Origin of the sequence: Hymenobacter setariae (assembly GCF_007713685.1) — a bacterium.
GTDB classification, from domain to species: domain Bacteria; phylum Bacteroidota; class Bacteroidia; order Cytophagales; family Hymenobacteraceae; genus Hymenobacter; species Hymenobacter setariae.
Map to the genome: position 1 here is coordinate 128,970 of NZ_VMRJ01000004.1, position 20,478 is coordinate 149,447.

The 20,478-nt window shown below is 56.5% G+C and carries 14 protein-coding genes; 9 read left to right on the forward strand and 5 right to left on the reverse strand.

What is annotated here, in order from left to right; all coding sequences use genetic code 11:
* The first annotated feature begins 39 nt into the window (after positions 1-39).
* From FNT36_RS15420 to fabG, 3 genes are all read left to right on the forward strand, one after another.
* Positions 40-771, forward strand: coding sequence for an MlaE family ABC transporter permease (locus tag FNT36_RS15420; RefSeq protein WP_144849525.1), 732 nt, complete (start codon positions 40-42; stop codon positions 769-771).
* Positions 772-883: 112 nt separating this feature from the next.
* Positions 884-1,696 (forward strand): ABC transporter ATP-binding protein, encoded by an 813-nt coding sequence (locus FNT36_RS15425; protein WP_144849527.1) that lies wholly within the window; start codon positions 884-886, stop codon positions 1,694-1,696.
* Between the two features lie 114 nt (positions 1,697-1,810).
* On the forward strand, positions 1,811-2,560 hold the full coding sequence (gene fabG / locus FNT36_RS15430) for a 3-oxoacyl-[acyl-carrier-protein] reductase (protein WP_144849529.1): 750 nt from the start codon (positions 1,811-1,813) through the stop codon (positions 2,558-2,560).
* 15 nt (positions 2,561-2,575) lie between these two features.
* Here fabG and FNT36_RS15435 read toward each other — a convergent pair whose 3' ends face one another.
* Entirely contained in the window at positions 2,576-3,109 is a 534-nt protein-coding gene (locus FNT36_RS15435) for a hypothetical protein (RefSeq protein ID WP_144849531.1), read from the reverse strand.
* A gap of 29 nt (positions 3,110-3,138) precedes the next feature.
* Here FNT36_RS15435 and FNT36_RS15440 point away from each other — a divergent pair, with 29 nt between their 5' ends.
* From FNT36_RS15440 to FNT36_RS15455, 4 genes are all read left to right on the forward strand, one after another.
* Positions 3,139-3,828, forward strand: coding sequence for a YiiX family permuted papain-like enzyme (locus tag FNT36_RS15440; protein WP_144849533.1), 690 nt, complete (start codon positions 3,139-3,141; stop codon positions 3,826-3,828).
* A gap of 57 nt (positions 3,829-3,885) precedes the next feature.
* Positions 3,886-5,964, forward strand: coding sequence for a VWA domain-containing protein (locus FNT36_RS15445; protein WP_233635960.1), 2,079 nt, complete (start codon positions 3,886-3,888; stop codon positions 5,962-5,964).
* 123 nt (positions 5,965-6,087) lie between these two features.
* Positions 6,088-6,732, forward strand: coding sequence for a pseudouridine synthase (locus FNT36_RS15450; RefSeq protein WP_144849535.1), 645 nt, complete (start codon positions 6,088-6,090; stop codon positions 6,730-6,732).
* A gap of 12 nt (positions 6,733-6,744) precedes the next feature.
* The gene (locus FNT36_RS15455) at positions 6,745-7,707 is read left to right on the forward strand and encodes an alpha/beta hydrolase (protein ID WP_144849537.1); all 963 of its coding nucleotides are present in this window, start codon (positions 6,745-6,747) and stop codon (positions 7,705-7,707) included.
* 197 nt (positions 7,708-7,904) lie between these two features.
* On the opposite strand, the gene FNT36_RS15460 is transcribed toward FNT36_RS15455, so the two are convergent.
* From FNT36_RS15460 to FNT36_RS15475, 4 genes are all read right to left on the reverse strand, one after another.
* Complete coding sequence (locus FNT36_RS15460; protein WP_144849539.1) at positions 7,905-11,054, reverse strand: efflux RND transporter permease subunit; 3,150 nt, start codon at positions 11,052-11,054, stop codon at positions 7,905-7,907.
* Positions 11,055-11,198: 144 nt separating this feature from the next.
* Entirely contained in the window at positions 11,199-12,287 is a 1,089-nt protein-coding gene (locus FNT36_RS15465; protein ID WP_144849541.1) for an efflux RND transporter periplasmic adaptor subunit, read from the reverse strand.
* 106 nt (positions 12,288-12,393) lie between these two features.
* Positions 12,394-13,710, reverse strand: a complete 1,317-nt coding sequence (locus FNT36_RS15470) for a TolC family protein (RefSeq protein ID WP_144849543.1) — start codon at positions 13,708-13,710, stop codon at positions 12,394-12,396.
* Between the two features lie 221 nt (positions 13,711-13,931).
* The gene (locus FNT36_RS15475; protein ID WP_144849545.1) at positions 13,932-15,308 is read right to left on the reverse strand and encodes a sensor histidine kinase; all 1,377 of its coding nucleotides are present in this window, start codon (positions 15,306-15,308) and stop codon (positions 13,932-13,934) included.
* A gap of 367 nt (positions 15,309-15,675) precedes the next feature.
* Between FNT36_RS15475 and FNT36_RS15480 the strand changes: the two genes are divergently transcribed.
* Both FNT36_RS15480 and FNT36_RS15485 read left to right on the forward strand, forming a co-directional pair.
* Complete coding sequence (locus tag FNT36_RS15480) at positions 15,676-18,861, forward strand: SusC/RagA family TonB-linked outer membrane protein (protein WP_144849547.1); 3,186 nt, start codon at positions 15,676-15,678, stop codon at positions 18,859-18,861.
* Positions 18,862-18,882: 21 nt separating this feature from the next.
* The gene (locus FNT36_RS15485) at positions 18,883-20,409 is read left to right on the forward strand and encodes a RagB/SusD family nutrient uptake outer membrane protein (RefSeq protein ID WP_144849549.1); all 1,527 of its coding nucleotides are present in this window, start codon (positions 18,883-18,885) and stop codon (positions 20,407-20,409) included.
* Positions 20,410-20,478: the final 69 nt, after the last annotated feature.

Consider the following 20,478-nt stretch of genomic DNA (forward strand, 5'->3'; position numbering starts at 1 on the left):
CTCATGCTGGCACTTTTACTTTCGTTCTACCCCCTCTATATGCTCAAAGTTTTCGGCTCTTTCGTCTTGTTTTTGCAAAATATGGTTTCGCGCACCGAGCGGCTGCGCGTTATCTGGAAGCGCTTTTTTGAGGAAGCTACCCTCATTGGGGTCGACTCTATTTTTATTGTGGGCATCGTGTCGGCCTTTATCGGGGCCGTAACCTGCATTCAAATCGCTTACAACCTTACCAATCCGCTTATTCCGAAATCGACCATTGGCTACATGGTGCGCGAAATGACGATTCTGGAGCTAGCCCCCACCATCACGAGCATCGTGCTGGCGGGCAAAGTTGGCTCGTCTATCGCGGGTGGCCTAGGTACTATGCGCATCACCGAGCAAATTTCGGCGCTTGAGGTGATGGGTATCAATGCCACTTCTTACTTAGTACTGCCGCGCATTTTGGCTGCTATTTTCATGTTCCCACTGTTGGTTATTCTGGCGATGGCGCTGAGCATCCTAGGTGGCTATTTGGCCGGCACGCTTTCAGGAGTGATGGCGGCGCAAGATTATATCGAAGGTATTCGTACCGACTTCATTCCGTACAACATCTTGTTTGCCTTAATTAAAGCTGTCGTATTTGCTTTCCTCGTATCGGGTATTTCGGCCTACAAAGGGTTCTATACCGAAGGTGGTGCGTTGGAAGTAGGTGCTGCCAGCACGGCTGCCGTTACCAATTCCATCATCGCTATCCTGCTGGCCGATTACGTGCTGGCCGCCGTACTTCTATAAATCACTTGTCAACTGCTCGTTGTTACCTATTCGAGAGCTTTGTGCTCGTAGAAAAAGAAGGCATGCAACTTGAGCTAACCAACTGACAACGACCTATTGACAATTATCACACATGATTGAGATATCCAACCTTGAAAAGTCCTTTGGCAGCAACCAAGTGCTGAAAGGAGTCAGCTGCACCCTCGAAACCGGCAAATGCAATCTTTTGCTAGGTGGCTCGGGTACTGGCAAAAGCGTACTGCTCTCGTGCATCGTAGGATTGCAAAAGCCTGATATCGGCTCCATTACGTTCGACGGCACGGTATATACCAACGCCAAGGTGGGCATTCGACAAGAAATTCGCCGCAAAATTGGTATGCTGTTCCAAGGCTCGGCTCTTTTCGACTCGATGACGGTAGCCCAAAATGTGGATTTTCCGCTGCAAATGCTCACTCCCGACATGAGCGCCGAGGAGCGCCGCGACCGCGTCGAATTTTGCCTCAAGCGTGTGGGCCTAGAGAACGCAGGCAATAAGATGCCCTCTGATATTTCGGGTGGTATGAAAAAGCGCGTGGGCATTGCCCGTGCTATTGCTCCCAACTGTACTTACCTCTTTTGCGACGAGCCAAACTCGGGCCTCGACCCGGCCACGAGCATTAAGATTGACGAGCTGATTTACGAAATCACGCACGAGTACAACATCACCACTGCCATCATTACCCACGACATGAACTCGGTAGTAGGAATCGGTGACCACATCATTTTCCTGCACCAGGGCAAAAAGCTGTGGGACGGCACGAAAGAAGAAATTCTAAATGCTGAAGTGCCCGAACTACGCGAGTTTATCTTCAGTTCGTCGCTGGTGCGTGCCGCCAAGCGCGTGGAAGAAGAAGACGGCCCACAAGGCCTAGAGCAACTAGCTCAGGAGCCGCTGTCGGAATTGTAAGTGGTGGTGCGGGCTTTATAGTCCGCGTTTAGCCAGCACAGTAGCGTGGGCTTTGTGGTTTGCTCCCGATGATGGGGACGCGGACTACAAAGCCCGCGCTACTACTTTCGCCCCATGAATCAAACACTCGCCGGAAAAGTAGCCCTTATCACAGGGGCTTCGAAAGGCATTGGCCGCGCCATTGCCACGTTGTTTGCCCAGCAGGGCGCGCAGGTTGCATTTACCTATTTGTCATCGGTCGAGAAAGGCCAAGCGCTCGAAGCTGAGCTAGCCGCCCACGGCAGCAAAGTGAAAGGCTACCGCTCCGATGCCTCCGACTACGCCCAGGCCGAACAGTTGGTCGACGACGTAGTGAAGGAGTTTGGCAAGCTGGATATTCTGGTCAACAATGCCGGCATCACGCAGGATGGCCTGCTTATGCGCATGAGCGAGGAGCAGTGGGACAATGTGCTCACCGTCAACCTAAAATCGGTGTTTAACCTCACCAAAGCCGCTACCAAGCCCATGATGCGCGCCAAAGTCGGCAGCATCATCAACATGACCTCGGTAGTGGGCCTAAAAGGCAACGCCGGCCAAGCCAACTACGCCGCCAGCAAGGCCGGCATTATCGGCTTCACCAAATCGGTGGCTCTGGAGCTAGGCTCGCGCAACATCCGCTGCAACGCCATCGCCCCCGGCTTCATCGAAACCGAAATGACCGACGCCCTTGACTCCAAACAGGTTGATGAGTGGCGCAAGGCCATTCCGCTCAAGCGCGGTGGCTCGCCCGAGGACGTGGCCAAAGCCACCGCCTTTCTGGCCTCCGACGACTCGGCTTACATCACCGGGCAGGTGCTGCAAGTTGATGGCGGAATGCTGACGTAATTGAAAATAAGACAGTTAGTTTTGATAGCCTAGTCTCACAGAGGCTAGGCTATCGTATTTTTCGTGCCGCCGTTTCGGGATGGCATGAAGGTAGAAACAACCATGTTCAGTTATAAGGGTGTATCTACCTGGGTTTGTCTCCCAAGAAGGCATAGATACAACGGCAAACTCTTTGGGAGTCACGGCAAGTAAATGCAGTTGGTAGTAACCTTCGCGCCCTAGCGCATCCTGCCGCATAACGGTCTTTATACTCTTGTTCAGTACAGCATCGTTATACTGTGTCGTGTGGGCAGCCAATAATTGTAATGCCAACTCCCTGTTGAATTTTTCTGCGCCACTAAAGGCGACATCAGGGGAGCACCAAGTAGTATTTGGAGGTGGTGGAGTAATCACTATTTCAGTAGGCACTATCTCGTGGCCAGCTTTAATTCCTATATATCCAGCGCCAAGCAGGCCACCTAAGAAACCGATAACTAGTGCTAGTGGCAGAGCGACATGCTTAGAAACAAACACTTTTTGATAAGTCCGCTGCTTGCTCATTCCTTTCATAAAAAAAGCTTTTCAAGGCTATTTACCTGATGCTTTTTTCACCTAAAATCCTCACTGGCGCAATTATTTCGCTGCTGAGTATCGGCACTATTTTCGCCTACCCACGCCTGAACGCCAAGCTCCACCGCTGGCAGGCCCAGCGCCAAGCTACCGCCGCCACCGCTCCCCTAGCCGCCACCCTGCGCGAGGGCGACCTTATTTTCCATACCTCTCAGTCGGCCCAAAGCCAAGCTATTCAGCTGGCTACGCACTCGCCGTACAGCCACTGCGGGCTGCTGTATAAAACCAATGGCGAGTGGCAGGTTTTTGAGGCCGTGCAGCCGGTGAAGCTGACGCCGCTGGCCCGTTGGGTAGCGCGCGGCCAGGGCCAACACTTCGTGGTGAAGCGCCTGCGCGATGCGGACACGGCCCTCACGCCGGCGGCCCTAGGTAGGTTGCGGGCGGCGGGGCAGCCGATGCTGGGACACGCTTACGACCTAGCGTTTGAGTGGTCGGACGCGCGGACTTACTGCTCGGAGCTTATCTGGAAAGTGTACGACTGGGGGCTGCACCGGCAGCTAGGGCAGTTGCAGCAGCTGCGCGATTTTGACTTGAGCCACCCCGCCGTGCAGGCCAAGCTGCGGGAACGCTACGGCGCGCAACTACCGTTATCGGAGCCCGTCATTTCGCCGGCCAGTATCTTTAGCAGCCCCGAGCTGGTGACCGTCGTGCGGCGGTAGGCGGGCGGGTTTGTTTCGTTTCTTGCTTCGCGCTGCTTGGGTGGCGCGCCTCTGCTCTTGCTTTCTACTGCCTATTCTCCCTGGTTTATCTTGCTGTGCCTAGCCGTGGGGGCAGGCTACGCCGCGCTGCTGTATTCGGCTAAGGCTCCGTGGAGCCGCGCCCTCAATTACGGGTTGGCGGCACTGCGCTTCGTGGTAGTCAGCTTTCTATGCTTTCTGCTGCTGTCGCCGTTCGTCAAGGCCACGACTACCCGCACCGAAGCACCTACCGTCGTGCTGGCAGTTGATAACTCGCAGTCGATAAGCTTATTCACGCCCAAGCCGGCCCTAAGTCAACTCACGGCTGGGCTGCCGCAGCTGGCAGCCACGCTACGCGACAAGGGCTTCCGGGTCGAAACCCGCACACTCACAAAGGCCGAAACCGCGCCCGATTCGCTGCGCTTCACCGCCGACCGCACCGACCTCAACAAAATGCTCGCTGATAGCCGCGAGGCCAACGCCGACCGCAACCTAGCGGGCGTAGTGCTCGTGAGCGATGGCCTCGTCAACCATGGCCAGGAGCCGCAATCTGCAGAGTTCAACTTCCCAATTTTTGGGGTGGCCCTAGGTGATACCATTGCCAAGAAGGACCTGCGCCTTACCGACCTAGCCTACAACCGGGTAGCTTTCAGCGGCAATAAATTTCCGCTCGAAGCCGAAATTGGCTATGAAGGCTATGCTGGCGGCGCGGCCACCGTGGAGGTGCGCGAGGGCGGCCGGGTGCTCGAATCGCGCCGCGTGGCACTACAGGCCGGCCAGCGCCGACTCAAAACCACGTTTTTGCTCACGGGGCCCGCACCTGGCAAGCGCCGCTACGAGGTGCGCGTGGTGCCGCAGGCTGGCGAATTCACCGTGTTGAATAATACCCGCACTGCCTTCATCGAAATAGTAAAAGGCAAGCTGCGTGTGCTGCTAGCCGGGGCCGCACCGCACCCCGATTTGAAAGCGCTGCGAGCCGCTATTCTGGCTAATAACAACTTCGACCTGACGCTGGCCGTGGCTGGCGTGGGCGCGCCGCTGCCAGCTGGCACCACCTTCGATGTGGCTGTGCTGCACCAGCTGCCGGCCAAGGGCAACCTAGGGCAGGAATTGCTGACACGCGTGCGAGCCGCCCGCGTACCGGTGCTCTACGTGCTGGGCGCGCAGTCTGATTTTACTGCCTACAGCCAGCTCGCTACCGGTCTCAGCGTGCAGCCCCGCGGCACCCAAACCGATGAGGTAACGCCGCTGCCTAACCCCAGCTTCTCCCGCTTTCCGGTAGAGGAAGAAAGTCGGCGGCGCTTTGGGCAGTACCCGCCTGCCCAAGTACCCTTTGGCGAGCTGCGGCTTAGCGGCGGGGCCGAGGCCGCGCTGTGGCAGCAGGTGGGCCGCCTGCCAACCCAAAAGCCGCTGCTGGTATTCGGCAGCGCCACGGCCACCCCTAGGGCCGCCACGCTGCTCGCCGAAAACACCTGGCAGTGGCGCCTACAGGAAGCTATCGCCCATGACGACCGCCCCGAGGCCTACGACCGCCTCATCGGCCGCACCTTGCAGCTGCTGACCCAAAATGCCAACAAAAAGCGCCTCGACGTGTACCCCACCCAGGACGCCTTCGGCACCCAGGATGATGTGACACTGGGCGCGGAAACGTACAACGCCGTGTTCGAGCGCATCTACGACCAGAAAATCACGCTCACCCTCACCGACTCGGCCCGCAAAACCCGCACCGTCACCTTCAGCAACCCCGCCGACGGCTCGCCGCTGCACCTAGGGCCGCTGGCGGCCGGCACCTACCGCTACCAGGCCCGCGCTACCCTCGGCGGCCAGGCGCAGCAAGCGGCAGGCGAAATCCTGGTGCAAAATCAGCCCCTCGAAGCCCAGGAATCGCGGGCCGACCACCGCCTGCTGGCACAGCTGAGCCGCCGCAGTGGCGGGCAGCTCTACTACCCCGCCCAGCTCGATAAGCTGGCCCAGGACATCGCCGCCCGCAATTTCAAGCCGGTCATTTCCAGCGAGGAAGACTTGAAGGATTTGATTAATCTGAAATGGCTGTTCTTTGCGTTGTTGGCGCTACTCACGGCCGAGTGGGCCACCCGCAAGTACCAAGGCGGCGTGTAGCAGCGTTTGTCATGCTCATGTGACGTCCCAAAGGAAGCATCTTGTCAGGGCAGAGTCACTAAACGGAGTAAGCAACAACTACACTAACAAGATGCTTCCTTCGTCAACAGGACAGCTGGTTTTATGCGTTATATCCTTCTTAACAAGCCCTACGAAGTCCTGACCCAGTTCACCGACGAGCACGGCCGCGCCACGCTCAAAGACTTCGTATCGGTACCCGATGTGTACCCGGTGGGCCGGCTCGACTTCGACAGCGAAGGCCTGCTACTGCTCACCGACGACAAGCAATTGCAACACCGCCTTAGCGACCCGCGCTACAAGGTGCCCAAAACCTATTGGGCGCAAGTGGAGGGCCTGCCCACCGAGGCGGCCCTAGGGCAGCTGCGCCAGGGCGTGCAGATTAAAGACGGCTTCACACTACCTGCCGAGGTCACAGCCTTGCCTGAGGCCACCACGGCCGATTTGTGGCCGCGCACGCCACCCATCCGATACCGGGCCAGCATCCCAACGAGTTGGCTGGCCCTTACCATTTCACAGGGCATGAACCGGCAAGTGCGTAAGATGTGCGCCGCTGTGGGCTTGCCCTGCCTGCGGCTAGTGCGCGTGGGCCTAGGCGAGCTAGCCATTGGTAATTTAGCGCCCGGTAAGTGGCGCGAGCTGACAGCTGATGAGGTAGCCGCGCTGCGCAAAACGGCGGGTGCGGGGCTTTCAGCGCCCGCCCGACAACAAGCCCGACCTTATAATTCTTTTAAGGGTCGCCGCTCCTAACCTAGCTATTGTATGAAACGCCGCCTGCTGCTACTTGGAAGTCTGATTTTTATAGCTAGCAATGTAGTAGCGTTTATGCACGCCTGGCGCTTCACACACTTCACCGACGAGGGTGGCCTACACTCGCCCAACCCCGAGCAGCTAACGCCTTCGCACAAGCTCTGGGTGCTGCTGACGGGCGTGCGCAACCCCAAGCCGCATAGTCTATTGGCCCCCAGCTTTGCGGTGCAAAACATCACCATCGCCAGCCCCAACGGCCCGCTTGCCGCCTGGTACGCCCGGCCCGATACCGCCGCACCTAGGGGTACAGTAGCGCTGTTTCACGGTTACACCGGCAGCAAGGCGCACCTCTTACACGAGGCCAGCTACTTCCGGCACCTAGGCTACGCCGTGCTGCTAGTAGACCAAACCGGCAACGGCAACTCGGCCGGCAGCCGCACCACCATCGGCTACCGCGAAGCCGACGATGTAGCCGCCGCCGTGCGCTACCTACGCGCCCAAAAGACGGCCGCCAGTCCCGATTCGCTTATCCTCTACGGCGTGAGCATGGGCGCGGTGGCCATTATGCGGGCCGAGGCCGAACTGGGCGTGCGCGCCGATGCCAACATCTTGGAATGCCCCTACGGCACCATGCGCCAAACAGTATACAACCGCTTTCATTCGATGAAGGTACCCGCCTTTCCGCTGGCCGATATGCTGGTTTTCTGGGGCGGCGTGCAAAATGGTTTTTGGGCCTACAACCTGCAAGGCGAGGAGTTCGCCCGCCATATCAAGACCCCTACCCTACTGCTCTGGGGCACCGCCGACCCCCGCGTGACCCGCGCCGAAACTGACGCCATCTTCGCTAACCTTGCCGGCCCCAAGCAGCGCCTCGACTTCGACGGCTCGGGCCACGAGCCCTACTGGCACAAGCATTCGGAAGCGTGGCAGGAGGCGCTAAGCCACTTTTTGGCTAGCCAAAAGGCAGGTGATTAAGGAATAGTCAGCTTGCTGGCTATCTCGAAACAACTAGTAATTCTCATCACTAAAAACGGTTGTCATGCTGACGAAGGAAGCATCTTATCGATATAAATAAGATGCTTCCTTCGTCAGCATGACAACCGTTCAAAAGCAAAGAGGAGCTTACACCAATGGTGTAAGCTCCTCTTTGTTTATTCTCAAATTAATGGTACCTAGGCATGCGCTACCGGCCGGTTGGCGGGCAAGTCGTCGGCGTAGTGCGTGTGCTCGGCGCGGTAAGTGCGCTCAAATATCAGCGGGAAGATGAACAGCGTGAGCACTGTGCCTGTGAGCAGGCCGCCGATAACCACGATAGCCAGCGGCTTCGAAGTTTCGGAGCCGATACCGGTGCTGAGGGCGGCCGGCATGAGGCCGATGATGGCCATGAGCGCTGTCATTACCACGGGGCGCACGCGAGAAGCCACACCTTCCGACAAGCTACGGTCAAGACTCATCTTATTGAGCATGTTATGCTTGAAGACGCTGATGAGAATCACGCCGTTTTGAATACAGATACCGAACAGCGCGATGAAGCCGATACCGGCCGAAATCGAGAAGTTGGTGTGCGTAATCAGCAGCATCGCAATGCCGCCGATAAGCGCGAACGGTACGTTGAGCAGCACCAAACCGGCATCTTTCAAATTGCCAAACAAGATGAACAGAATGAAGAAGATGAGTGCCAGCGAGATGGGCACCACCTGTGCGAGACGCTGCGAGGCGCGGCGCTGGTTCTCGAAGTCGCCGGTCCACTTCATGCTGTAGCCTTTGGGCAGCTGCACCACTTTGTCCACCTTGGCTTGCGCTTCGGCAATGGCCGACCCTAGGTCGCGGCCGCGCACCGAGAATTTCACGGCCGAGAAGCGGGTGTTGTCGTCGCGGTAAATCAGGCTCGGGCCGGTCACTTGCTTGATGTCGGCAATCTCGTTCAGGGGCACCGTTTTACCGCTTTGGGTGGGCACCATCAGGGCCGCTACCTCAGTCGGACTTTCGCGAAACTGAGGCTCGTAGCGCACCCGGATGGGAAATTTGCGCTCGCCCTCGTACATCTGGCTGGCTTGCTTACCGCCCACCGCCATTTCGAGCACAGCGTTAGCGTCAGATTTACTCACGCCATAGCTGGCCATGCGGCGTTCGTCGAGGTCGGCGTGCAGCTCGGGTTGGCCAATGTTGCGCAACAGTCCTAGGTCGTCAATCCCGTCCACGTGCTGCAATACTTCGAATACCTGGCGGGCCTTGCCCTCCATTATTTTGAGGTCGGTGCCGTAGATTTTCACCGCAATCGAGCCTTTCACGCCCGAGGCAGCTTCCTCCACGTTATCGGTAATGGGCTGCGAAAAGTTAAAATCCACGCCCGGAAAGCGGTTCAGCTTCTCCTTCATGTGCTCGATAAGCTCCTCGCGGTACGCCTTCGACTTCATCTTTTTCTGGGTCGCGTCATCGTGCTTGATTTGCACCAGAAACTCGTTGTTGTAGAAGCCCGTGGGGTCGGTACCGTCGTTGGGGCGGCCAGTCTGGCTCACCACATCGCTCACTTCCGGGAATTGCAGAAACACCCGCCGCATCTCATTACAGAGCTTATTCGAAGCATCCAGCGAGATACTCAGCGGCAATTGCGCCCGCACATATATCGAACCTTCGTTGAGTTCGGGCAAGAATTCGGTACCTAGGAACTGGTACATGCCCACGCCCACCACCACGAGTGCAGCAGCAAACAACAAGCTCGCCGTTTTGCGGGCGTAAGTGAAGCCAAATACATTCTTTGCGCCCTTGCTGATGCCGCGCACGATGAAGTTGTCCTTCTCGCGCACGTCCTTGCGCAGCAAGATGCTGGCCAGCACCGGCACCAACGTCAGCGTGAAAATCAAGGCACCTAGGAGGGCAAAACCCAGCGTCCAGGCCAGCGGCGAAAATACCTTACCTTCCACTTTCTCGAAGGAGAAAATTGGCAGCAACGCTGTGATAATGATGGCCTTGGCAAAGAAAATCGACTTGCCCATGTCGCGGCCGGTTTTCTTGATGAGGCCTAGTTTGGCGAGCTTGTTGAAGCGCTCCATACCTACCTCGTGGGCCTTGTGGTCGAGGGCCACAAAGAGCCCCTCCACCATCACTACGGCGCCGTCGATAATAATACCGAAGTCGATGGCACCCATGCTGAGCAGGTTGGCGCTCATGCCCCGCAGGCGCAGGCAAATGAATGCGAACAGCAGCGCCAACGGAATGATGATACTCACAATCAGCGTCGTGCGCCAATCAGCCATAAACAGAAACACAATCACCGTCACGAAAAGCATGCCTTCCATGAGGTTGTGAATCACGGTTTCGGTCGAAAAGTCGATGAGTTGCTGCCGGTCGTAAAACGTGCTGATTTTAACATCAGGCGGCAGAATTTTCTCGTTCAGCAGCTGCACTTTAGCTTGTAGCAACTTGATGACTTCGGAAGGGTTTTCGCCCTTGCGCATCACCACGATGCCTTCTACCTTGTCGTCCTCCAGACCGCGGCCCACCCGACCTAGGCGGGGCAGCGCCGATTCCTTCACCTGCGCCACGTCCTTGATGAGGATGGGCACGTTGTTCACGTTCTTAATGACCGTGTTGTTGATGTCCGAAATGTTGTTGAGCAGGCCGATGCCGCGCACCACGTAGTTCTGCTGGCCCTCGTTTATCACGTCGCCCCCCACGTTGATGTTCGAGCGCTGCACGGCCGTGTACAGGTCGAGCGGCGTCAAGCTAAAGTCTTGCAACTTGCTGGGGTCTACCGATATCTCGTAGCTCTTCACCTCGCCGCCGAAGCTATTTACGTCGGCCACGCCGGGCACGGCTTTCAGGTTGCGCTCGATTACCCAGTCCTGAATAGTTTTCAGTTCGCGGGTCGTTTTGTTTTTGCTGGTCAGCGTGTAGCGATAGATTTCGCCGGTGGGGCCGTAGGGCGGCTGCACCTCGGGCTCGGCGCCATCGGGCAGGTCGGCCCCGCCGAGCAGGTTATTGACCTGCACACGGGCGTAGGCATCGTCCACGCCATCGTCGAAAATCACCTTCACCACCGACAAGCCAAACAGCGTAGTCGAGCGCACGCTGGTTTTCTTCTGTACGGGGTTCAGCGCAATCTCAATCGGCGCGGTCACGAACTTCTCAATCTCTTCTGCCGAGCGGCCGGGCCACTGCGTGATGATGGTGATTTCGGTGTTCGTCACGTCCGGAAACGCCTCGATGGGCGTGTTCCGGTAGCTCACCACCCCGGCGATAATCGCCACGAGCGTAAGCAGAAAAACAAAGCCCCGGTTTTTCAGGGAAAAGGCAATAATGCCTTGGATGAACTTATTCATTTATAAGTCGATAATGACTTCTATGATTTTGCAATCGTCTGTCATGCAGCGCGTAGCGAAGCATCTCTCGTGCCGCACTAACCTCAAGCGTTAGCGAGTACTGCTCCACGCGAGAGGCTTCGCTGCGCGCTGCATGACCTGGCTTTAATCATTCAGCTCGTCGTACACGAGCAGTTGGTTTTTAGTGATAATCACCTCGCCAGGCTTCAAATCGCCGGCTACGTAGCTGATATCACCCACCGTTTTGGTTACCGTCACGGGGCGGGTATCAACCTCTTTTTGGCTCTTATACACGAGCACAAAATGCTGGTCTTTGTCGAAGACCACCGCGTTGGCGGGTACCGAAATAGCCTTTTGCGTGCCCGTGTTTAGAATGCGGACCTGAGCGTACATCTCGGGCTTGAGCAAGTAGCCGGGGTTCGGCAGCTTGATGCGCACTTTCAGGGCTTTGCTCTCGGGGTCGAGCACATTGAAAACCTTGTCTACCACGCCCGTAAAGTGCTTATCGGGGTACGAGAGCGTAGTGATATCAGCTTTATAACCAACCTTTACCTTATCAATATCGGCTTCGAATACGTTGGCTAGCACCCACACTTGGTCGAGGTCAGCGATGGTGAAAAACTTGTCCACGCTCGACGTCGTGTACTGCATGTTCTCCGTCACGTCCTTGTCGGTGATGAAGCCCGAAATCGGGGCCGTGATGTTGTAATGCCCGTTTTTATCGACACCATAGATGCCGAGTTGCTTGTTGGTTTTGCCTAGGTTGCTCTGTGCTTTGCGCAGTTCTTCGCGGGCTAGCACCACGTCGCGCTCAGCCGCCAGGCCAGCCTTGAACTGGTCTTCGGCCACGCTTAGGTTCTTCCTGGCAATAGCCAAGTCGGTACCGGCATTAGAGTTCTGATTTTGCACGTCCGCGATTTCACCCGAGCGCACCACAGCCAGCACTTGGCCTTTGGTGACGTGGTCGCCGAGTTCCACACGCAGGTCTTCGACCACGCCGCCCACTAAGGGCACCACGTTGGCGGTTTTGTCGCCGTTGGTCGTCACCTGGCCCGAGTACGACTGCTCGCTGCGCACCGGCTCGAGGCGCACTGTGTCGAAGGCTAGCTCTTTCAGGGTTTGGTTGGGCAGAAAAAACTGCTTAGCAGCAGTGGGTTCTTCCTTCGTTTCGGCCGGCTTGGAGCACGCGCCGAGACCTAGGGTAAGGAGGAAGAGGATGGTCGAACGATTCATTAGTTCAAGTAGCAATGAGCAATTATCTATTAACAGCCAGTGGGTTGCAAATCAATGAGCACCTAGTATCAGCTTATCGGCTGCTAACTGCTCATTGATAATGGACCTACTCGGCCTTGAGCAGCACGCGGCCTACTGCGAGGTTTACATTCTCAAAGGCTCGCATCCGATTGGCGCGCAGCGTATTGAGCTGCAACACGTTGTTTTTATAGGCCTCGTAAAAGTCGAGGTACTCCACGATGGTGATGAGGCGCTTGGTGTAGCCCTGCTCGATGTTGTCGATGAGGCGCGAAAAGGGCGTGGTATCGCGGCTGGTGTGCTGGTAGAGGTCGTCCTGGCGCTGAGCCACCTGGTAGGCCTCGTGCACGTCGCGGCGCACCGTGAGCTGCTGCTCGGCGGCCTGCGCCTGGGCCTGCCCTATCTGCGCCTTGGCCGCCGCAATGTTGCCTTGGTTGCGGTTGAAGATGGGCACCGCCACACCTAGCGTTATTGAGTTGTAGTTGTCGAAATACGAACCTAGGCGGTCGTAGCTATAGCCCACGGCTAGGTCGGGCGTGGCCACAGCCTTTTGCAAGCGCAGGTTTAGCTGCTGGCGCTGCACTTCGGCTTGGCGGCTCAGCAGGTCGGCACGGCGCACCAGGGCCGTGTCGATGAGTTGCTGCTCGGGGAAAGCATTCAGCGATAAGTCGCGTACGCGGTCAGAGTTGACTACCGGCCGGTATACCGCGTTAGTCGAGTCGCGCAGCAAAATGTGCAGGTCAGCCTGCGAATTAGCTTGGTCGGTTATCAATCCTACGCGCTCGGTTTCGAGCGTAAACAAGAAGGCTTTCAAGCGAATAACCTCCTTGAGCGCGATGTTGCCCTTCTCAAATTGACTCTGGTACAAGTCCACCGTCTTGCGCAACTGCGGAATTTCGGTGTCGTACACGCGCAGCGTCTGGCGGCGGTAGTGGATGTCATAGAACGTGGTGCGCAGCTGAAAGCGCAGGTTACGCACCAAGTCTTCGAGGTTAAACTGCTCGACCACAGCCGCCTGTTGCTGGGCGCGGCCCGCCGCCTTGCGGCGGCCGGCCAGCGCAAACAACTGCTGGGCCTGAATGGCTACCTGGTTGCGGCGCAGGTCGGGGTTGTCGCCTACCGCACCCTGCCGGTGAATAGCCTGCTGCAAGGCATTCTGGTCGAGCGTAATCGTGGGGTTATCAATAAGTCGGGCCTGCACCGCCAGCGCCTGCTGCTGCGTGATGTTGTAGCGCTGGGCCAGCACTTGCAGGTTGTTTTGCACGAAGCGCGCTTCGGCCTCAGGCAAGGTCAGGCGCAGGGTATCGGAGGCAGTTGGGGTAGCTGCGAGGGGCGCCTGGGCGTGGGCGGCCATCCCGACGGTTAGCCCCAGCAACAGGCCGCCGTAGCGAAGCCATTGGCTCACTCCGTAAGTGGGCCGGGCCGTGGTAGGTAGTAGGCAGCGGCGGGCCGCGCCTAAGAATCTTGCTAAAATCACTTGCTTGTAGTCGGCCCTATCTAGGCCTTGACAATACAAATGTGCAGCGCCAACATTAGGCTACAATTAGAGATACATTAGAAACAGATTAGAATGAAAAATTTATGTGCCGGCACAACCACTAAGCTTGACTATAATTCATCTATTATTCATTGATTAAAAGCCACCTCTGCCACTGTCCCACGCCCTATTTCTGAACGCAGCACCAACGTGCCACCGTGCAGCGCTACGATGCGCTGAGCCAGGGGCAATCCCACTCCGTGCCCTACCACGCCCCGCACGCCCGCGGCCCTAAAAAATGGCTGAAACACCTGCGCTAAATCCTCTTCGGCAATACCCTGGCCAGCGTCGGCCACGCGTACCACCAGCCCACTACCGGCTAGGTACCGCAGGCTAAGCGTGACGCGCTGCTCAACCCCCGAGTACTTCAGAGCATTATCAACTAGGTTGCCGAGGGCGCGGGCCAGCAGCACACGATGGCCCTTCAGTTCAAATACAGCCGGGTCATCGGGCAGCTCACTAAGGTCGCCTAGGTCTACCTGTACGCGGCCACGCTGGGCAGGCGCCACGGCCTCGCGCACCTCCCACAGCAGTTCATCAAGGCGAATGTCTTCGGTCAAAGGCACGGCCTCATCGGCCTGCGCTAGGTCGAGCAAGTTATTTATCAACTGCTTGAGCTGCTGTAGCTCGCCTAGCACCGAGGTAGCACCTTCCTTATATACTTCGGCCGAGCGCTCACGGGCCAGCAGCACTTGCAGCTCCCCAATGCTACTGGTGAGGGGGGTGCGCAGCTCGTGTGAGGCGTTGCGCACAAACGTGCGCTGGCCCTCGAAGCTAGTTTCGAGTCGCCCGAGCAGGCGGTTAAAAGTGCGGGCTAGGCGGCGCAGGTCGTCTTTCTCGCTGGTGCGCAGTGGCTCGTCTACCCGCCGGTGCAGGTCTTGAGCCGTAATGCGGTCTACCTGGTCGTTGAGGGCCGCGATGGGGGCTAGGGCCCGGCCCGCGAAAATGCGCCCTACTATATAAATAAGGAGCAGGCTCGCCACAAAAATGCCCGCCATAATAGTAGCCAAACTGCGCAGTCGGTGCTGCCCATACACGTTTTCGGCTGCGGCTACTATCACGTAGTCGCCTTGGTTATCGCGGTAAAAAATGCCTATCGCCTGCCGCGCGCCAATCTTGAAATACGCTTCCTTATACAGGACGATGCGGGCTAGTTGCGCGTCGTTGAGGCGCACGCGCTCATCTTCGGCCACAAAGCGCACGCGCCCACTAGCGTCGTATACCTGCAAAATTTCGTTGGGAAGCAGCTGAAGATATTTTTTCTCAAAGTCGCGGAAGGCGCTGGCGCGCATCTCATCTTTTTCGAGGTAGATGTAGCTCGTAACCTGCGCCCGCTCGCGCAGTCGCTGTTGAAACTCGCGTTGCGAGGAGCTAAACTGAAGCAAGAATACAGCCGTGAGCACGGCTAGCAGCAGCACAGCTACGATGCTCACGAAAAGCCAAGTCAGGCGATTGCGGATGGTCATGGAATAGACAGAGCCCGCAAATTACTGGTTAGGTTTTCTTACCTGCTTTACGTCGCCATTTAACGCAACTCAGCGGGTGCTATGGCTTGTCTGAGCACGGTCATTTAAAGCGCTACCTATTGCTTCGTAACTGCCAAAAGCTATGCTTGGCTAGTATGGAGAAAGTTCAACACTTCTTCTGACGTTACGAAGTTCAGATTTTTCACAAAATTGGGGTTCTTTTCAAAGGGCTTTTTCCGATTGCTAAAGGGTTTTAGCAAAAATCGCTATTATTTTTTATGGCTTTCATGAATTTGTGATGGTTAATTAATGTGGCCTGCCTTTATATTTGGCGCTCTGGTTCTTTTTCATAATTTAACTTTTTACTATGAGGAAACTCTTATTCCCTCTCTCTGCTGTTGTGATGCTGGTGGGAGCCCGGGACCTGCACGCTCAGAACCGTTCTGTTACTGGTCGAGTAGTTGGTAGTGACGGCGCTGGCTTACCAGGTGTTACGGTGCTCGTAAAAGGGGGCACTCAGGGTACCGCCACCGATATGGATGGTCGCTACACCCTATCAGCGCCCGCTACAGCTACCACACTAGTCTTCTCGTTTGTTGGCTACACAAGCCAGGAGGCCCGAATCAGCGACGGCCCCATTAATATAACATTGGTTGCTAGCGCCACTAGCCTCGATGAAGCGGTAGTAGTTGGCTACGGCACACAGTCACGCCGTGAGCTCACCGGTTCGGTTGCCACTATTACAGGTAAGGAAATTGCCAACACACCCGTGCAAAGTTTCGACCAAGCTCTACAAGGCCGGGCGACGGGGGTACAGATAACGACCCCTAACGGGGTACTCAATAACCCACCCGTAATTCGTATTCGTGGAGCCAATTCGATAGCGCTTAGCTCAAGCCCGCTATTCGTAATCGACGGCATTCCTACTTACAGTGGCAATAACTCGGCTATTGGCAGTGTACCGAACAACCCACTAGCCAACATTGCGCCCGAAGACATTGAGAATATCGAAGTACTGAAAGATGCTTCGGCTACGGCTATTTATGGTTCCCGAGCCAATGGCGGTGTCATTCTAGTGACGACCAAGCGCGGCAAAAAAGGTCAGGCTAAACTCAACTACGACGCCTGGGTAGGTATTACAAAGCCAGTGCGCCTCTACGACGTACTGAACGCCACGGACTACGTAAACTTGAAAAACGAGTCTGTTCGTAACCTAAACGCGAACCGGGCGGCCATTGGGGCGGCAGCCACCAACATTGAGGGTTTTGGTCAAGTTACGGCCAATGCTGCCGACACGCGCTGGTACGATTATATCTACCGCACAGGCTTCTCTAACAACCACAACCTGAACTTCTCGGGTGGCACTGAAAAAACCACTTACCTGGCTTCGGTGGGTTATTCCAACCAGAAGGGTATGCTGGTGCGCAACGACTTCCGGCGCTACACGGCCCGCGTCAATGTCGAGCACAAGCTTTTTGACCGCGTTACAGTGGGTGCCCGCGTCAATTACTCCAACTCCTACAACTCGTCGCCCAACTCAGGCTCGGTGGGTGATGGCGCATTTGGCACGGCCGGCCTAGGTCGCCTGCCGCTGGTGTTGCCGCCCAACATCTCGCCCTATAATGCCGACGGGACCTTCAATACTAGTGGTGCGGGCATTGGCGCCGGCCCTAACATTAACCCCACCACGGGCGCACCTCTGCTGCCGGGCTACTACAACCCAGTAGTTGATTTGCAAAACAACTATTTCACGTCGGAAAGCAATCAGTTGCAAGGCGCTCTTTACGCCGACGTAGAAGTAATAAAAGGCTTACACCTGCGTACGCAATACGGTATCGACAACCTCAACTTTGAGGATAAGTCGTATTATACTTCTTTGGCTGGTGACGGCTACTCGACGGGTGGCTCGGCCAGCGACTACTACCGCACCAACAAGCGCTGGAACTGGCAGAACACGGCGCAGTACGACCTAACCGCCGGCGAACATAGTTTCTCGCTGCTAGCAGGTAATGAGCAGCAGTATACCGACGTGCAGCGCTGGGGCGCTACCCGCACCGGTGTAGCTGACCCCTTCTTCACCACCTTCCAGGGCAACTACCTCAACATTGCGGCCTCGGGCAACACGCAAGGCGCCAACTACCTAGCCTCTTTCTTCGGTCGCTTTACTTATAACTACGGCCGCAAGTACCTGTTTACGGCTACGGGCCGCCGTGATGGCTACTCGGCGTGGTACACCAAGTTTGGCAATTTCTATGGCCTCTCGGCTGGCTACGTAGTGTCAGAGGAAGGCTTCTGGAAAAATTCGAGCTTCGCACAGGCGTTCGACTTCCTGAAGCTGTCGGGTAGCTTCGGCACCACCGGCAACAACCAAGGCATCTACGACTACGTGTCGCTGCCCCTCTACGACTCCTTCCTGTACGGAAACGCTAGCACCTTCTACTATACGCAGGCTGCCAATCCCAACATCGGTTGGGAAAAAAGCAAGAAGACCGACGCCAGCATTGCGTTTGGTTTCCTGCAAAGCCGCTTGACGGGTGACGCTACGTTCTATTATAACCTAGTAGATGGTCTGATTTTGAACGTGCCGCAGGCACCGTCGCGCGGTATTCCAGGCAACTCGATTCCGGCCAACGTGGGCTCGATGCGCAACCGGGGCTTTGAATTCAACCTGCGCTACAACGTAATACAGGACAAAGCATTTACCTGGACGGTAAGCGGCAACCTGACCACTCTCGACAACCGAGTACTATCGCTGTTGAACGACGACCAACGTATTTCGGGCGCCACGTCGGGCCTAGAGGTAGCCAACTATACTACCGTGGGCCGTTCCATTGGCTCTATCCTGGCCGTGCCTAGTGAGGGCGTAAACCCCCGCAACGGTCAGCGCGTGCTGGTGAAGGCCGATGGCACCCGGGTGCAGTACAACCACCTAGGTACTACCGGCGCCGGCTCGACCGGCTGGACAATCTTGAACGCCGATGGTACCACTGGGGCCAACACCTCGTCGCCTACACAACTCGGCGACGGCCAGTATTTCGGCCCCGTGTTGCCGACCTTCTACGGGGGCCTCGACAACACGTTCCGCTACAAGGGCATTGACCTAGGTATCTTCTTCCAGTACTCGGGTGGTAACTACATCTACAACGGTACCAAGGCCGGCCTGCACGACCAGCGCTTCTGGAACAACGCCTCTGATATCAAGAACCGCTGGACGGCAGACAACACGAATGCCGAGTGGCCCCGCCTGGTGTACGGCGATAACGTATCGAACGGCTCTAGCATTGTAATGTCGCAGAACGTGGAGAAAGGCGACTTTATCCGCTTGCGCAATGTGTCGCTAGGCTACACTTTCCCCTCCAAGTTAGTTAATGGCTTCAAGCTAAGCAATGTTCGCGTATATGCACAGGTGCAGAACGCGGCGCTCTTTACCAAGTACAGCGGCATTGACCCCGAAATCTCGGTGAATGGCGGTAGCAACCTAGCACCCGGCGTCGACCGCAACTCGATAGGCCAAGCTCGTTCCTATACGGCCGGTATCAACGTTACCTTCTAATCGCCCCGCTCGCTATTTTATATGAAATCAGTTTTTCGTAATCGTATTCTGGCAGCCGTATGCACGGCCGCTTTAGGACTGGGCTCCTTCTCTTGCCAAAATGACCTCCTTAACGTAACGCCCAAAGCTCTCCTCGACGGGGGCCTAGCCTTCGACACACCCTCGCGCGTATTAGCACAGGTAAACGGTCTGTATTCTTACGTGAAGGTGGGTAGCTTTCTGGGGGGACGCTATCAAGTGTACGGCGATATCCGTGCCAACGACTTCATTAACCGTACCACCAACGGCGTAACCGGCTTGCAGGTGTGGAACCACACGCTGGCCGAAACTTCGCAAAATGATGTCATCAGCGTATGGGGCGCCGCCTACCAGGCCATCAACCAAATCAACGTTTTTCTGGCGGGCCTGGATGCTAATACTACCAAGTTCACAGCTAGTCCTTTTCCAAGTGGCTTTGCTAGCACGGTAACTGCCTATCAAGGCGAGGCCCGCTTGTTACGCGCCCTGTGCTACTATTCGCTGCTGCAGCTCTATGCCCGCCCCTATGCCGATGGCGGGGGCACGCGGCCCGGCCTGCCATTGCGCCTACAAGCCGAAAGCGGCCTAGGTAACAATGATTTGGCTCGCAGTACAGTAGCTCAGGTGTACGACCAGATTTTGCTGGACCTCAATGCCGCAGAAACAGCCCTGCCCACTAGCTATACTGCCGGCCAAGGCAGCGTGTCGGCCTCGACCCTCAACGTGACCCGAGCCCACCGAAACACGGCTATCGCGCTCAAAACCCGCGTGTATCTGACTATGGGACGTTACGCCGACGTAGTTCGGGAAGCAAACAAGCTAGTACCCACTGCGGCGCCCTACGTGGCTCCCTCGGGCGGGGTAGCCAACGCCTTGAATTCGTCGATTGTTAGTGTGTTTGCGGCACCCCAAGAAACTACCGAAAGCATCCTATCCTTCCCTTTCACGGCTCAAGACACGCCCGGCACCCAAAACCAACTTGCCTATTACTTCCTGCCTACTTCGCTAGGCGGCAATGGAGAGTATGGCCTCAACACAGGCACCAGCGCCACTACCGGAGGGATATTAGCTAATCCTGGCTTTGGAGCTTCTGATGTTCGCCGCACCAGCTTTGTGGCGGCCGTAGGCAACGAGCGCTTCCTGACGAAATACCCTACCGGCACCCCTTATACTGACAAGGCCCCAGTCATTCGGTATTCGGAAGTAATGTTGAGTCTAGCCGAAGCATTAGTGCGCACCAACGGTGCCGCTGATACTCGTGCTCTAGCCTTGCTCAATGCCGTGCGCACGCGCTCAAATGGCACGGCTTACACAGGCTTTACTTCTGCTTCTGAATTCACCGACGCCATCCTATTAGAGCGCCGCATTGAGTTTCTAGGTGAGGGCATTCGCAACATTGATATCATGCGGCTAAATGCTACCATCCCTGGCAAAGGCTCTATAAGCGCGGTAGACCCTAGCAACCCGCTCTACGTGTGGCCTATCCCCTCTTCCGAGCTGTCAACGAACAACTTGATGACTCGTAACTAATCTTTTCAGGTGCATAAAAAAAGCCTCCCTCAAAGTGGGAGGCTTTTTTATTGTTACTTATTCCCCTAG